The following is a 14,935-nucleotide window of genomic DNA, read 5'->3' on the forward strand; positions in this document are numbered from 1 at the left end:
GCGGCAGTGGGTTCGGCCGCCGGCACAGGCATAGCTGCCATCATCAGATCGTGCGCGAATACTCGACGATACGCCCGGTAACGTCTTTGAGATAGTCGATCGAACGCGACCAATCGCCGGGAACCTCGATGGAGTGGTTGGCGTCCGGGTACGTGCACACCCGTTCGGTGAGCAGATGCGCCTTGGCATCATCGAAATACGGGTCCGCGGTTCCCGCGCAAATCAGCGGTTTCGGCGCGCGCTCCGCACCCGGCAGCGGAGCTGGGATCACCGACTTGTGCACGTCGAAGGGCGGCGGGTTGAGTACCGGGGTCAGCAGCGCGACATGCAGGCCTTCCCTTGCCGCATGCGGGAAGGACAACGTGGACAAGGATTTCGTGACTACCAGCAGCTTCGGAGCGGAGTCCGGGGTGAGGGAGGAAACACCGGAATCGACGGAAGCGTTGGAACCGGCGTCAGCAGCGGAATCCTGTGCATCGTCTGTATCGCGATTGTCTGACGCATGTTGCGCGGCGATGGTCGCGCGGGCGACGGATTTCGCCTTCCACACGTCGATGACGCGTTCCATGCAGGAAATCATTTCGGGGAATTCGACGTCTTCGGTCAGAGTGAGCGCGAGCCGGTCAACGTACCAGCCCTCGGCGGCGAGCGCCTGCGACGCCCAGTACAGCAGCGGGCGATCGACGGTATAACCGATGCCCGGCATGATCAGCACATGCTTGACGGTTTCCTCTGGTTTGACGCGGTTCTTGCCCCACGGAGTGAGCGCGGGGATGACGTTGCGCCATTCGTTCATGGATGGCGTGGTGCTCTTCGTGTTGTGTTTCATGGCGCTTCCAGCTTCGCGCGACGCTTCGACAGCGGCGGTGTTCTGCGACGGCCGGCTCCTATGAACATCCGCTATCCGCGGCGTGATGCGACCGGCCAATCACACAACAGGCCGGTACCACACGCTCAGGGGCATCTTCCCCTGCTATCACGTCAGTACGCAACCGCCCAGTCACACCACAGGCTCAACCAATCGCACCGGGCTCGCCCGATCAATCACTTGCCGGCCGTCCGGGGCTTCCATTGCAGGTCGTCGAGCAGCTGGTTGGTCCAGGCAATCACTTGGTCGCCGGGCATGGGGCCCGAGCCAAGCGATCCGGCGAACGGCGCGGGAATCGTCAACGTGCGGGTGAGCGGCCGGTACTGGGCTCCCGGGTAGATGCGCTGCAATCGCATCATCAGGGATTCCGACGGTTCAATCCCGCGAATACGCACGTTACGCCCTTGGGCGATGATTTCGGTGATGCCGAGATCGCGCGCCTTGTTGCGCAGTCGCGCGATGGCGAAGAGTGAATCCAGTTCTGCCGGGGGCTCGCCATACCGGTCGGTCAGCTCGTCGCGTACATCGTCGAGATCCTGTTCGCTCCTCGCAGAGGCGAGTTTGCGATACGCCTCGAGCCGGAGCTTGTCGGAATCGATGTAATCCACCGGAATCGACGCCTCGATCGGCAAATCGATGCTGACGGCTACCGATTCCTTGCGCTCAGGCTCCTTGTACTCCTCGACTGCCTGCGAAACCATGCGCACATACAGGTCGAAGCCGACGCCCTCGATATGCCCGCTCTGCTCGTCGCCCAGCAGATTGCCGGTGCCGCGCAATTCGAGATCCTTCATCGCTACGTCGAAGCCCGACCCCAGTGATGTGTTCTGGGCGATGGTCGCGAGCCGGTCGTGCGACTGCTGGGTCATCGGCTTGGACGGATCGTACAGGAAGTACGCGTAGGCGCGTTCCCGACCGCGGCCGACACGACCGCGCAACTGGTGCAGCTGGCTTAAGCCGAAACGGTCGGCATGGTCGACGATCAGCGTGTTCGCGTTTGAGATATCCAGTCCGGTTTCGATGATCGTCGTGCACACGAGCACATCGATATCGCGATGCCAGAAATCGCGGATGATGGTGTCGAGCTGCTTCTCCCCCATCTTGCCGTGCGCGACGCCGATTTTCGCTTCCGGTACCAGCTGGTGGATTTTATCTGCTGTGGCGCTGATCGAGTCGACACGGTTGTGCACGTAGAACACTTGGCCGCCGCGCAACAGCTCACGCCTGATGGCCGCCGTGACCTGCGCATCCTCGTACGGGCCCACGTACGTGAGCACGGGCAGACGGTCCTCGGGCGGCGTGGCGAGCGTGGACATCTCACGGATGCCGGTCACCGCCATTTCCAAGGTGCGCGGGATCGGCGTCGCCGACAGGGACAGGACGTCGACGTTCGTGCGCAGCGCTTTGAGCGTTTCCTTATGCTCGACGCCGAACCGCTGCTCCTCGTCGATGATCAGCAGCCCGAGATCCTTGAACTTGATCTTCGGGTTGAGCAGCTTGTGCGTGCCGATGACGACATCGACCGATCCGTCTTCCAGGCCTTTGATGGTTTGCTTGATTTCCTTAGGGGTTTGGAAGCGGCTCATCGCGGCGACATCCACAGGGAAGCCTGAATAGCGTTCCGTGAAGGTCTCATAATGCTGTTGCACGAGCAGCGTGGTCGGCACGAGGACCGCCACCTGTTTGCCGTCCTGGATGGCTTTGAAGGCGGCGCGTACCGCGATCTCGGTTTTGCCGAAGCCGACATCGCCGCAAATCAGGCGGTCCATCGGCACCGGCTTTTCCATATCGGCCTTGACTTCGTCGATGGTGGTCAACTGGTCGGGGGTCTCCTGATACGGGAAGGCGTCCTCGAGTTCCTTCTGCCACGGGGTGTCCGGGCTGAACGCGAAACCTTTGGTGCGTTGGCGGGCCGAGTACAGGCGTACCAGATCCTGGGCGATCTCGTGGACATGTTTGCGGGCCTTCGCCTTGGTCTGCGCCCAGTCGGAGCCGCCGAGCTTATTGAGCTTGGGGGCGTCCGAACCGATGTATTTGCTGACCTGGTCGAGCTGGTCGGTGGGGATGTACAGTTTGTCGGCGGGCGCGTTGCGTTTGCTGGGCGCGTATTCGACGACCAGGTATTCACGCGTTGTTTTCGCACCGGCAGGGCCGATTTGGCGCTGTTGCATGCCAGTGAACCGGCCGATGCCATGCTGCTCATGGACCACGTAATCGCCGGGTTTAAGCTCCATCAAATCGATGGCTTTGCGGCGGCGTTTCGGGGTTTTGGCTTGTCCGACCGCACTGGAACGGCCAGTCAGGTCACGTTCGGTCAGTAACGCGATCCGAGCGTCCTGGTCAACGAACCCGTCTATGGCGCGTGAACGCAACACGGTGAACCGTGTCACCCCGGTTTCATTGACGGCGCGTTTGAGTCGGGCGAGCGTGCCTTGGGCTCCGGCGGTGATGGTCACGTCAAATCCCGCGTCGATCAGCCCTTCGATGCCGGTCGCCGCTTTCGACTCGTCGCCACGGTATTCCTCAGGCGAACTCGCGTTGATGCGTACATTGCCTGGCAGACTTGGATCCACGCCGAAATCGGCGAGCTTCCACACGTCATCACGCGAATAGGCGAGCGCACTGATCGTCTCCTCGTAATCAAGGAAACTGGCTTGGTCGAAACTGATCGGCGCTCCTGCCCCATGGCCGCTGGCTGCGACATGCCAGCTGGCAGCGAGGAATTCGTTCGCTGTTTTCGTCAGGTCGTCTGCCGCCCGGCGCAAGCGTTCCGGGTCACAGAGCATGATGACCGCGCCTTGGGGCAGCATGCGCTGCACCGGTTCCATGTCGTCGATCAGCGCGGGCATCAGCGATTCCATGCCTTCGACCGGGATGCCGTCGGCGATGGAGGCGAGCATGTCTTCGGCGTTGGGAATCTGTCCGATCAGGGATTTCGCGCGGTCACGCACCGCTTGCGTCAGTTGCAATTCGCGGCATGGTGTCGCCCACACGGTGTGCAGGCCGTCACCGTACGTACGCTGGTCGGACGCGTGGAATTCTTTGATGGTGTCGATTTCGTCGCCGAAGAATTCGATACGGACCGGATGCGGGATGGTCGGCGGGAACACGTCGAGGATGCCACCACGCACCGCAAACTGGCCTCGATCCATGACCAGGTCGACGCGCGTGTACGCGTTCTCCACCAGTCGGGCTGCAGCCTCGTCGAGCGGCAGCTCCTCTCCTGTGGTGAACACGAGCGGCTCAACATCGCCAAGGCCGGCGACAACCGGTTGGATGAGCGAGCGCACGGGCATCACCAGCACCCTGATCGGCCCGAACATGGGATCGTCGGGCTTCGGGTGGGTCAGGCGGCGGAATACCGCCATGCGGGAGGCGACCGTGTCGGCTCGTGGTGAAAGCCGTTCATGTGGCAGGGTCTCCCATGCTTCAAGTTCCGCGATATCCTGCGGATCGCCGTCATACCAGCTGCGGATCGCGTCAACGGCTTCCTGCGATTCACGCCCTGAGGGCACGATCACGACGACGGGGGCATGATGGGCGGTGGCTACCGCGAGCGCGGGACGGATACCTGATACCGCCGCCACCTTCAGCGCCGGGTCCGCTGTCTCGTGTACAGGAATGTCAACCAATCCGTGTGCCAGATCATGGAAAGCCCGGTCATGGTTGAGTTGCTCCAGCAGTCCGGCGAGCGATCCCGCCGTAGGAGCCGGGGTTGCGGCGGCCTGCGACTGCTGCTTATCGGCCATTGAACTGCTCCTGTGCGCGGTTCAAACCGGAGAAGATGATGGTTTCCGCGGCGTCCGCGCCATCGGCGAGGAAGTCGGGTAGCTGTTTGCGCTGGTCTGGCCCGAATCCGCCGAGCACCCAGTTGACGGTGTTGTTGTGGGCGTTCGGGCCTCGTCGGGCGTGTCCGACACCGAGACGCACGCGTGCGTACGCGTTGGTCCCCAAAGACCGGTCGATGGATTTGATGCCGTTATGTCCGCCGGCGGAACCGCCTGCCTTGACTTTGATGCGGCCGAATTCAAGGTCCATGTCATCGTGGATGACCACGATATGGTCGGGCGGAATCTGATAGTAGGAGCTGATGGATGCCACTGCGGTGCCTGACTCGTTCATGTAAGTCAGGGGTTTGGCAAGGAAGAACTTGACCGACTTGCCTTGCAGGTTCATCACACCTTTGCCGAGCATCGCGATGCCTTTGTGGTCGCTGAAATTCACCGACCAGCGTTCGGCGAGCACGTCAGCCGCCATGAAGCCCATATTATGCCGGGTACCTTCATACTGCTTGCCGGGGTTGCCCAATCCTGCAACCAACCAGAAATCCGATGCCATGCCGTTGTTCTCCCTCATGTTCTTCGCCGCAGCCCTGCCTCATTCATGGGCTCGGCTCATACCATCATTCGCTACCAGAATCGTCTATTCTACGCTCCACGCCTGACCCGGCGCCAATCCGCCATCCACGCGTCCGAACCCGCATACGTGTGCGGCGCATGCGGTATTGATGCGTCAGTCATCCTGTAATGGCAGCCGCCAGTAGGACATGTCAAGATACCGTGTACCGTCGAAACACGCTTGGGGCAGGAAACCGTAGCGTTCGAACCCAAAATGGTTCATCAGCGCGATCGATCCGGTGTTCGACGCGAAAATCAGGGCTGTTGCGATACGGTAGCCACGCGAGCGGGCGGCGTCAAGCAGCCAGGCGACCATTGCGGTACCGTATCCGCGATGTCGGGCATGTTCGTCCACGTAATAGCTCAGTTCCACGACACCGTCATAGGCTTCGCGGGGATGGAATTTCGAGAGTGAACCGAACGCAACGACACGGCCGGCGGCGTCTTCAAGCACCACGACCGGATACCGGTCGCGAGGATGGTGCGAGTCAACCCACTGTCGGCGTTGCTCGAGGGTGCGTGGCACAAGGTCGGCGGTCGAGCCGCCGGCGATCACCGCCTGGTTGTAGATGTCAGTGATCGCCTGAAGATCATCGTCATGAGCAGCGCGGATACGAACATCCGCATGATCATGTGCCTGTCGTGTTTGCATGTGCCGCCTTTCTTGCCGATCCAGCCGATCATAGCGGCCGGGGTGCATCCGCTCGCCGCTCACGCCAACCGCTGCGACAACGCCGGGATACCGCGGTCGAGCATGTCAAGGAAGCGTGGCGCATCCACATCAAGCGCGACATGGCAGCATGGGGCGGACGGGTCGTTCAGCCTCGACCCGTCGCCGATGGTCCGTCCGCGAACCCCTTCACGGTTGCCGGTTGCGGTGTCGACACACATCGCGATATCGAAGACGCGGATGAGTGACGGGTCGATCGCCGCTGCCACGGCGAGCGGATCATGCATCGGTGCACCTGCGGCGAACATGGGGTCGGCATCCGCGTTGGCGGTGATCATGAAAGAGGCCAGGTCGGCGAAGAACCGTCCGACTTTGCCGCTGTTCGCCCAGCCTTCCGCCGTCTGCCTGTCCAGCAGGCAACGGTGCGTGACATCAAGACCGACCATAGTGATGTCGGCGAGCGAGCGGAAGACCAGATCCGCGGCTTCTGGATCTTGCAGGATATTCGTCTCACTGACCATATCGAAGCAGTTGCCCTGTTGGGTGAGGGCTCCGCCCATGATGACCAGACGCAAATGGGGAATGATGTCAGGGGCTTCAATCATGGCCGCCGCCACGTCGGTCAACGGGCCGGTGCATACGACGGTCAGATTCTTGCCCCACCGGCGGGCCGCTTCGATGATCGCCTTGACGCCACTGGTATCAGCGGGACGGACCGCCATTTCCACCGGCCCGTACTCGTCGGTCAGGGTGGCCAGAAGGTTACGTCCGCGCAATGGTGCCGATGACAGATTCGGCAGCTTGGGCAGATACCCGCCTACGGAAATGATCGGCGGGGTCATGGTTTTCAGTAACTCAGGTTCAGCCGATTGCGTTGCTGCTGGCTCATCCGTCCACGCTGCGGCGTGGGGTTTGGCAGTGTTGTGCTGCGTGTCCGCGCCCAATGCACCGGCGCTCACCGTACCGGCGACCGTGAAATCGATGTCATTGGCGGAAAAATCATAGACCGCACCACCACTGTGTACGCCAGGTACATTCGTCTGCCGTGTGGGAGCCGGCATGTAATCGGAAACATGCAAGTCCGCCAGCCCGTTGTCCCCGTGGAAGTGTGCGCACGCCCGGTCGGCGACAAAACCGTCAGCCCATGATGGGCAACGGCAGCCGTCGAACACAGGAATCGACCCGGCGCCCAGTAGATCGAGGACATCACGCGTATTGCGCTGCGCCACTGATTGGATGACATTGCCGTACGTCGCGATGACTGCGACCAGACGCTCAGGCGCGTACGCCATCAGCAATCCTATGGCCAACGCGTCATCGGCACCGGTGTCCATATCCAGCAATATAGGAGCCAACTGGTCTTCCCCCGGTGCGGGCATGCCTTGGGAGGAATCCTCGCGGACGGTGGTCGAATCCATACGCTCCCTCCCTGATTGCGCGCTGTGCCGGGCTACGGACCCGAGTTTGATGCTGCCCCCATGATATCGTGTCCGGCACGCGCGCGCAGCGGGATGTTCCGAATACGGGACTATTTGCTCAGGAAGCGATCGGTAGACAGATCCTTGGCTTTCGGAGCGGTGCGCACCACCTTGCCGGAAGCGTCCGTGTAAGCGCCGGCGCGGGCAAGGAAATCAAAATACTGTTGCGTGGCCACCGTATCGTTGGTTCCGAACGTGACATCGCCGGACGCGATTGCTTTCGGATCGCCCCAATACTTGCCGTCCACAATGGTGTGCATGCTGCGCTTGACGAACGCGGGCTTGAGATTGGCTTCAGGAGCCTCATCCACGAGAATCTGCGCGGCTTGGTCGGGATGCGCGTACGCGTACTCGTAGCCTTTCTGCGTGGCTTGGGTGAAAGCTTTGACCAGTTTCGGATTGTTCTTTATGGTCTTGTCGTTGGTGATGATGCCGATGGAGTCCGCATTGCCGGGCACCCCATAATCAGGCTCGGTGAAACAGTTGAGCTTGGGACCGTACATGTCCGCCTGCACGCCTTCCCATGTCGCGTAGAAGCCGCCGAAATCCGCTTTGCCGCTGGACAGGGTCTGGAAGGTGGATGTGCCGACGGTCACCTTGTCGAATTGTCCTTTACCGCCATCGGTTTTGATCATCTGTTTGATGACCGCGTCGGACTCGTTCGACCCGAATGTGGCGAAAGTTTTCCCGTCGAAATCCTTCGGACGGGTGATCGACGTGTTCGAAGCCAACGCGCACCAGATGGCGCTCGGCTTGCGCTGCACTTGGAGCACCTGCTTGAGTGTGGCGCCTTTGAGACTGTAGTTGGAGACGTTGGTGAGATTGGACAGCGCGAAATCCGCCACCCCGTTATTGACTGACTGTTCGGCGCCCGCCTGCGCGACGGCGACGATATCGACGTCAAGTCCGGCTCGTTTGAAGTAGCCGTTGTGTTTGGCCACATACACGCCGATATGGTTGGTGTCCGGCGCCCAGGAGAGCATGAAGGTGGTTTTCATCAGCCTGCTCGACGACGACCGTGCTGCCGCACCGCACGCGCCGACCGACGTCATCATGACGATAGCCGCCGTTGCGGCGATGATGCGACGCGCACGTCCGGCGCGCAATGGTGCGGATGATGATGTGAAATGCTGCCGCAATCCGGCAGCCTGTGGCAGAAGCCTCATATGATTGATGTCCTAAATCATGGTGTGTTCCGTTCTCTGGATTCGGGCGGATTCGGCAGAGAACGAACGTGAGGGCCGGCCCCGCCTGCCCCATGTCCCCGTCCGACCGTCATGATGTCATGCGCGTTGACCACAGCCGAACGGTTTGCCACACATGGGCACGCAAGCGAGTTCAGCATAACGTCAGGCGTCGTCATCGATGTCGGAACCCGCGCACCGCACACTCAACGTGGCAAAGGGCCGGACCATGGTTTCACCACTGACGGCGGGATGTGTGAAACGTCGAACCGATAATGCCCGGTAACCGCCATATGCTTGCGGAACGCGAAATAATCGTTCTCCCGCTGCTTCTGTCCCATGTTGTGGATGATCAGCGGCATGCCTTGCCTATCGCGCCGGTCGGAGACGACGCCGATATGCCGGTTGTGTTCGAAGACGACGATATCGCCTTGCTCCCAGTCATCGCCGTGGATGTCCGTGCCCAGGTTCACACCGTAGGTGGCGAAAAAGACGTCAAGCACGCCGGTACGACGGAAATCGATATTCGGGTCAGGCTTGGAAATCACACGCGAGTAAGCCTGCGGACGGGCGGCAATGTCGGCGTCGACCATGGCTTTGAGATCGTACCCGGCGTTGGCGAAGGCACGCCAGACGACATCAGTGCAGGCGCCACGGTCGGACGGCGGATACCCGCCTTGGTAATAGCCGGTATCGTACGCAGGCATCGCTTCGGCGTCCTTGCGCGCCCCACGCATGATATCCGTGTAATCGTCTACGCCGTTACCGTTCGCGTCGACCTTGCTGGTGAATGTCGGTGACGGCGCCGGCGAAGCGATGGAGCCGCCAGTACCAGCAGGCGACCCAGAGCCGTGGAAAACCCACAGGAATACGCCTGCAACGAGCATCGTGACGCCGAGAATCGCAAGAACGGATACCAGGATCGGCTTTCCTCGTTTTGGACGACTGGTTGTCGTAACGCGTGTGCTGTGCTGCATCATGTTCGCCCCCGTCCGACCACACTACGGTTCCATTGTGCCATCCAACCTGGTTCGGGGCAACGACGGGTCGAGGAGCGGTCGGCGGGTCCGTGATAATGGAATCGGCAACGAATGTTCCGGCCGACCGGCACGCGGGCTCCTCACCTTACTGCGTTCCCCGGCGGCGTGTGCGCCAGTGGCGCGGAAAGCAAGGTGAATATGGTTCGTCAATACATGCGATGGCTTCCCACGCTTGTAGCGGTGCTGCTTATTGTGCTCGTCTGGCAGATTTGGGTCGATGCCGCGCATGTGCCGCAAACCATGATGCCCTCCCCCATTGAGATCGCGCAGGCGAGCGTTGAAGCGTGGCCCACCTTGTGGCCGGCGACGGTGACGACATTGGAAGAAGGCGCCGTCGGATTCCTGTTCGCCGTCGCGGCGGGCATCCTGGTGGGTGTCGGCTGTTACGCTTCAACAATCTTGGATGCGGCGTTGTTCCCGCTGTTGTACGCGGCACAGACCTTGCCGCTGATTTCCATCGCCCCGCTGTTCCTTATCTGGTTCGGTTTCGAGACAAGCGGGAAAATCGTCATTGTCGCGATTTTCGGCTTGTTCCCCATCGCCGTGCAAACCATCCGCGGTCTTAAGGATGTCCCCCGCTACTATGTTGATGTCGCGCTCACCTGCGGGGCGAGCCCGGTATGGACGCTGTGGCATGTGAAGCTGCGGGTCGCAGCTCGGCAGATTTTCGGCGGTATCCGCATCAGCGCCGCATACACGTTCGCGACCGCCGCCACGGCGGAATACCTAGGGGCACGTCGAGGGCTCGGCATCTGGCTGCAGGCGGCGTACAACTCGTTCCGCATGCCGCTGATCTTCTCGGCGACCTTCATGATCATCGCGCTGACGTGCGTGCTGTTGGCGGCGGTGTCATTGACGGAACGTGTACTGCTCGGCCCGGCTGGCGAGGACGAAGATCCGGACGCCGACCAGTTGTGACCATCCGGTCGGGTCATCAAGCACGGCGGGCGCGGCGGCAGTACCGCACGCCCGCCTCAGATATGCGTTTGCCGACGCTGAGCCTGCCCTCAGTGTCGGCAAACGCTTCAACTGACACCTGAGGCCCCGTCAGCGTCGGTAAACGGTCAGGGATTGCATTCGATGAGCTGGACGTGTGCGGCGGATACGTTCCGGCCCTGTCCGCAACGCTGGTACGTGTTGCGGACAGGGCCGGAGCGTCATCATGGTTCGCGGCGATTACTTGGTGGCCGAAGCCTTGTTCTCCTCCGCGAGCGCCTTGTTGATGGCGTCTTCGAGCTTCTTCTGGGCTTGGCCGTAGGCGGTCCAGTCACCGGACTTCATTGCGGCGTCGGAATCCTTCATCGCTTGTGCGGCATCGGCGAGCGCTGACTTCAACGCTTCGCTTTGGGTGGCGCCGGATGAGGGTTGGCTTGAAGAGCCTGACGATCCGCCGCCCTGTTGGTTGTCTTTGGCTTGTGACGAGTCGGAGGATCCGCCGTCGGCCGCTGACCGGTTGTCGACGTCGCCGGCGCTCGCACCGGAGTTGCCGCCGAAGACCTGGTCGAGCGCCTGGTCGAGCGTGTCGGCGAATCCGACTTGGTCGCCGAAGGCGACGAGGACTTTCTTCAGGAGCGGGAATTGGGTTGTGCCGCTGGATTGCACGTATACGGGTTCGACGTATACGAGGCCACCTCCGAGCGGCAGGGTGAGCAGGTTGCCTCGTTTGACGGTGGTTGAGCCGGATTCAAGCAGGTTGAGTTCCTTGGACACGTCGGCGTCCGCGTTGAAGTTGTTCTGTGCTTGGCCTGGACCGGGGACGTTCGAATCCTTGGGCAGTTCCTGCAATCGGATGGTGCCGTAGTTGGCCCCGATGGTGCCGGCGGTGTTGCCCGCATCGGAGTCCACGGATAGGAAGCCGGTGAGGATTTCACGTGTGGATGTTGACGATCCTGCCGGAATGAACGAGGAGGTCAGGGAGAACACGGGTTCTTTGGATCCGCCGGTCTGCAAGGTCAGGTAGTAGGGTGGCTGGAGTACATCCTCTTTCTGGGCTTGCCTAGATTCGGTCGGGTCGACCGGTGACTGCCAGAAATCCTCGCCGGAGAAGAACTGGCTGGCGCTGTCCACATGGTATTTGGTCAGCAGCTGGCGTTGGACTTTGAACAGGCTTTCCGGGTAGCGCAGATGACTCATCAAATCGCCGGAGATCTCGGAGATCTGGTGGTAGTTGCCCGGGAAGATCCGCTGCCATGCCTTGAGCACCGGATCATTGGGGTCCCACGCGTACAAGGTGACTGAACCGTCGTAGGCGTCGACGGTCGCTTTGACGGAGTTCCTGATGTAGTTGGCGTTCTGCGAGCCCAATCCTTGTACGGTTTGCGAAGTGAGCGTAGTCGAGTCTTGGGTTGCGGCTCCCAGGTCGGTCATCTGCGAATACGGGTAGGCGTCGGAGGTGGTGTACCCGTCCACGATCCATTTGACACGCCCGTCGACGACTGCCGGGTAGACGCGGCCGTCAAGCGTCAGGTACGGAGCCACCGCTGCCACGCGTTCCTTGGGGCTGCGCGTGTACAGGATCTGCGACTGGAAGTTGACACGGTCGGAGAACAGGATTTGGTCGGAACCGAACCGGATCGCGTACAGCAGTCGGGTGAAAATGTTGCCGATACGCGGGCCGCCGTTGCCGTTGAACGTGGTGGTCGCGCCCTTCGAACCGGTCGGATAGTCGAATTCCCACGATTGTGTGCCTTCGGGGGCGCCGACGATCGAGTATTCGGGGGCGTTCGGCGAGAAGTAGATGCGCGGCTCGTAATGTTCGGATTGGGTGAGCTCGCCTTGGGTGGGAATACCGGATTCGAAGAATTTCGGTTGGCCGTCCGCCGTGACCTTGTTGCCGTAGGCTGCGACCACGCCGTAACCGTGCGTGTACACCGTATGATCGTTGACCCAGTTGCGGTTGTCGTTACCGTCAAGGTTGAGCTCGCGGGCGGCGATCACCGTGTCCTGGCTGGTGCCGTCGATGGTGTATTTGTCTACCGCGAGCGTGTCTGCGAAGGTGTAATACTGTTTGGACTGCTGGAGTTGTTTGAAGGTCGGCGAGACGATCTGCGGGTCCAGCAGGCGGATCTGCGCGGTGCTTTCCGCGTCGGAGCTCAACGCGCCGGACTTGCCTTCCGTGGTCGCCGCATACTGTTCGACCTTGATATTGTCCAACCCGTACGCCTGCTTGGTGGCGTCGATATTGCGCTGGATGTACGAGGATTCCGCTTCCTGCGCGTTCGGGTTGACGCGGAAGCGTTGCATGAGCGCCGGCCAGACTCCGGTGAGTACGAGCGCGATGACGAGTGTTGCCGCGATGGCGATGGTCGGAGTACGCCACGCTTTGAGGGCCGCTCGGGCGCGCACACCGACAGGAGCCGGACCTTCAAGCTGGTGGGAGCGCATGAGCCACACGCCGAGCACCACGCCGAGAATCGCCGTCAGTGCGGCCATGATGAACGTGACCGGAATCGTGGCGTGGACCGTGGTGTAGGTGGCGCCGGTGATCCGGTCGCCTTGTGCGGTGAGACTGGAGAACACGCCGAGCACTTGGTTGGCCGACCAGACGAGCATGTTGAGGATCAGCCAGATGCCGATCTGACGGCGCGCATGCTTGGTGATGGCGAACAGGCCGCGCCCTTGCACCGGCATGGTCAGGCGAATACCGCCGACCAGCACATGTGTGACGATGGAGAAGATGATCCCCATGACAAGCAGCATGGACACCGCGGACATCACGAGACGCAATCCCGGCAGCACGAAGACGTAGAACCCAGTGTCCAAGCCGAACTGCGGATCGGTGGTGCCGAACCGTTGCGCGTTGAACATGAGCAGGATCTGCGACCAGTTCGAGTTGAATTGCGATCCGAAGATGATGCCGACAATCAAGGAGACGACCACAGCCACACGCGTGGCGGTACGGGTGCTGACCCCTTTGCCGATTTCGATGACATCACCGTGCACACGCACCTTGGAGCCGTCCGCCCCGCTCGGCCGTGTACGGATCGCCAACACCGCAGCGATGAAACTCACCAATGCCATGAGCACCGCGTATGCCACCCATAAGCCGATTTTCACGCCCAACTGGGTCCAGATGACACGCTGGAAACCAAGTTGGTCGAACCACATGACGTCGGTGATGAACCGCGACAGCCCGAAGAACAGGCCGATGATCACGACCAGCACGGCGACAATGGTCAATCCGACCGCGCTGCCGGCATGATGCTTCTTCGCAGCACCGGAAGGACGCCGGGTCAGGCGCGGTCCGGACGTGGTGCCGCGCGGCGGTTGGTTGCCGGAGCCTGCGGCGTCGCCGTCGACTTGCACGTCAACGACCTCGGGATCGTCGTCTCGTCGCCCTTTGCCGCCGGGAAAGCCGAACATGTTGCCGAAATCATCAAACATTGACATGGTTTCCAGCGTACCGGGCGGCAAGGAAGAGCAATACGCCCAGCATAATCACAGACTGGTCTGGTATGAGGCAGGTTGGGGACAATCCGCGAAACGCCATACAACAAACAACCGTCCGGTTCGCCCAGAACGCGATAGCCTGTATCCATGAGTACGCATCTGTTCAGCGCACGCGACATGACGTGCGCCCTCCCCGCGCCGGAAGGGGAAAAAACCATTTTCCGCGGCTTGTCCTTCGACATCGACGCCGGCGAAATCGTCGACCTTGTCGGCCCGTCAGGCTCCGGCAAAAGCAGCCTGCTGACCGCGTTCGCACGACTCAACCCGCACGCCCACGGCACCATGAGCCTCGAAGGACGGGCGTCGGCGGAGTTCAGCCCCCAACAATGGCGCCGCATGGTCGCCTATCTGCCGCAACAACCGGTGCTGATCGGCGAGAATGTCGCCGATGTGATCCGCCTGCCATGGACGCTCGCCATCCGCAATGAGCGCCATGCCGATAATACGGACGCCGCAAGCCAGTCCAAGTCGTACGGTAGAAGGCATCATCGCAGCATCTGGGGATCTACGCACAGCGGAACCGACGCACTGCCGGACAGCACCATCCGCTCCACGCTCGACGCCATGGGCTGCGAGGACATCGACCTTGCCAGGGCGCCGCATGACTTATCCGGAGGCCAAGCGGCACGCGTCAGCTTGGCACGCACCTTACTGACCGACCCCAAACTCCTGCTCGCCGACGAGGTCGATGCCGGGCTCGACGACGACAACGCGGCAAAAGTCGCCACGATTCTCAGTCACGCGGCGCAACGCGGCATGGCGGTCATCCGTATCCGCCACCGGCCGCCAGACGGGGTCGCCACCCGTACCGTCACACTCGACAAGGGGGTATTACGATGACTAGCACCA

At 61.4% G+C, this 14,935-nt stretch carries 10 protein-coding genes; 2 read left to right on the forward strand and 8 right to left on the reverse strand.

Annotated features, from left to right (window positions below; translation table 11 throughout):
* Positions 1–43: 43 nt before the first annotated feature.
* From BBOU_RS02020 to BBOU_RS02050, 7 genes are all read right to left on the reverse strand, one after another.
* Positions 44–829, reverse strand: a complete 786-nt coding sequence (locus BBOU_RS02020) for a hypothetical protein (RefSeq protein ID WP_051616637.1) — start codon at positions 827–829, stop codon at positions 44–46.
* Between the two features lie 215 nt (positions 830–1,044).
* Complete coding sequence (gene mfd / locus BBOU_RS02025) at positions 1,045–4,617, reverse strand: transcription-repair coupling factor (RefSeq protein ID WP_026502544.1); 3,573 nt, start codon at positions 4,615–4,617, stop codon at positions 1,045–1,047.
* On the reverse strand, positions 4,607–5,206 hold the full coding sequence (pth, locus tag BBOU_RS02030; protein ID WP_026502545.1) for an aminoacyl-tRNA hydrolase: 600 nt from the start codon (positions 5,204–5,206) through the stop codon (positions 4,607–4,609). The genes mfd and pth overlap by 11 nt, the downstream gene beginning before the upstream one ends.
* Positions 5,207–5,380: 174 nt before the next feature.
* The gene (locus BBOU_RS02035) at positions 5,381–5,917 is read right to left on the reverse strand and encodes a GNAT family N-acetyltransferase (protein ID WP_051616638.1); all 537 of its coding nucleotides are present in this window, start codon (positions 5,915–5,917) and stop codon (positions 5,381–5,383) included.
* Positions 5,918–5,976: 59 nt separating this feature from the next.
* Positions 5,977–7,353 (reverse strand): nucleoside hydrolase, encoded by a 1,377-nt coding sequence (locus BBOU_RS02040; protein WP_051616639.1) that lies wholly within the window; start codon positions 7,351–7,353, stop codon positions 5,977–5,979.
* A gap of 110 nt (positions 7,354–7,463) precedes the next feature.
* On the reverse strand, positions 7,464–8,468 hold the full coding sequence (locus BBOU_RS02045) for an ABC transporter substrate-binding protein (RefSeq protein WP_152595583.1): 1,005 nt from the start codon (positions 8,466–8,468) through the stop codon (positions 7,464–7,466).
* 335 nt (positions 8,469–8,803) lie between these two features.
* Positions 8,804–9,577, reverse strand: coding sequence for a DUF1287 domain-containing protein (locus BBOU_RS02050; RefSeq protein WP_238551957.1), 774 nt, complete (start codon positions 9,575–9,577; stop codon positions 8,804–8,806).
* A gap of 192 nt (positions 9,578–9,769) precedes the next feature.
* On the opposite strand from BBOU_RS02050, the gene BBOU_RS02055 reads away from it, so the two are divergent.
* The gene (locus BBOU_RS02055) at positions 9,770–10,555 is read left to right on the forward strand and encodes an ABC transporter permease (RefSeq protein ID WP_026502548.1); all 786 of its coding nucleotides are present in this window, start codon (positions 9,770–9,772) and stop codon (positions 10,553–10,555) included.
* Between the two features lie 258 nt (positions 10,556–10,813).
* Here the strand turns inward: BBOU_RS02055 and BBOU_RS02060 are convergent, their stop codons facing one another.
* Positions 10,814–14,026, reverse strand: coding sequence for a UPF0182 family membrane protein (locus tag BBOU_RS02060; RefSeq protein WP_026502549.1), 3,213 nt, complete (start codon positions 14,024–14,026; stop codon positions 10,814–10,816).
* Positions 14,027–14,173: 147 nt separating this feature from the next.
* Between BBOU_RS02060 and BBOU_RS02065 the strand changes: the two genes are divergently transcribed.
* Positions 14,174–14,926, forward strand: coding sequence for an ABC transporter ATP-binding protein (locus tag BBOU_RS02065; protein ID WP_026502550.1), 753 nt, complete (start codon positions 14,174–14,176; stop codon positions 14,924–14,926).
* Positions 14,927–14,935 lie beyond the last annotated feature (9 nt).

This window comes from Bifidobacterium boum, from assembly GCF_000741535.1.
Lineage (GTDB): Bacteria > Actinomycetota > Actinomycetes > Actinomycetales > Bifidobacteriaceae > Bifidobacterium > Bifidobacterium boum.

Coding starts and splice junctions, on each gene's coding strand:
- mfd (WP_026502544.1), bottom strand. CDS start 4,617: ATGGCCGATAAGCAGCAGTCGCAGGCCGCCGCAACCCCGGCTCCTACG.
- BBOU_RS02050 (WP_238551957.1), bottom strand. CDS start 9,577: ATGATGCAGCACAGCACACGCGTTACGACAACCAGTCGTCCAAAACGA.
- BBOU_RS02065 (WP_026502550.1), top strand. CDS start 14,174: ATGAGTACGCATCTGTTCAGCGCACGCGACATGACGTGCGCCCTCCCC.
- BBOU_RS02045 (WP_152595583.1), bottom strand. CDS start 8,468: ATGATGACGTCGGTCGGCGCGTGCGGTGCGGCAGCACGGTCGTCGTCG.
- BBOU_RS02035 (WP_051616638.1), bottom strand. CDS start 5,917: ATGCAAACACGACAGGCACATGATCATGCGGATGTTCGTATCCGCGCT.
- BBOU_RS02060 (WP_026502549.1), bottom strand. CDS start 14,026: ATGTCAATGTTTGATGATTTCGGCAACATGTTCGGCTTTCCCGGCGGC.
- BBOU_RS02040 (WP_051616639.1), bottom strand. CDS start 7,353: ATGGATTCGACCACCGTCCGCGAGGATTCCTCCCAAGGCATGCCCGCA.
- pth (WP_026502545.1), bottom strand. CDS start 5,206: ATGGCATCGGATTTCTGGTTGGTTGCAGGATTGGGCAACCCCGGCAAG.
- BBOU_RS02020 (WP_051616637.1), bottom strand. CDS start 829: ATGAAACACAACACGAAGAGCACCACGCCATCCATGAACGAATGGCGC.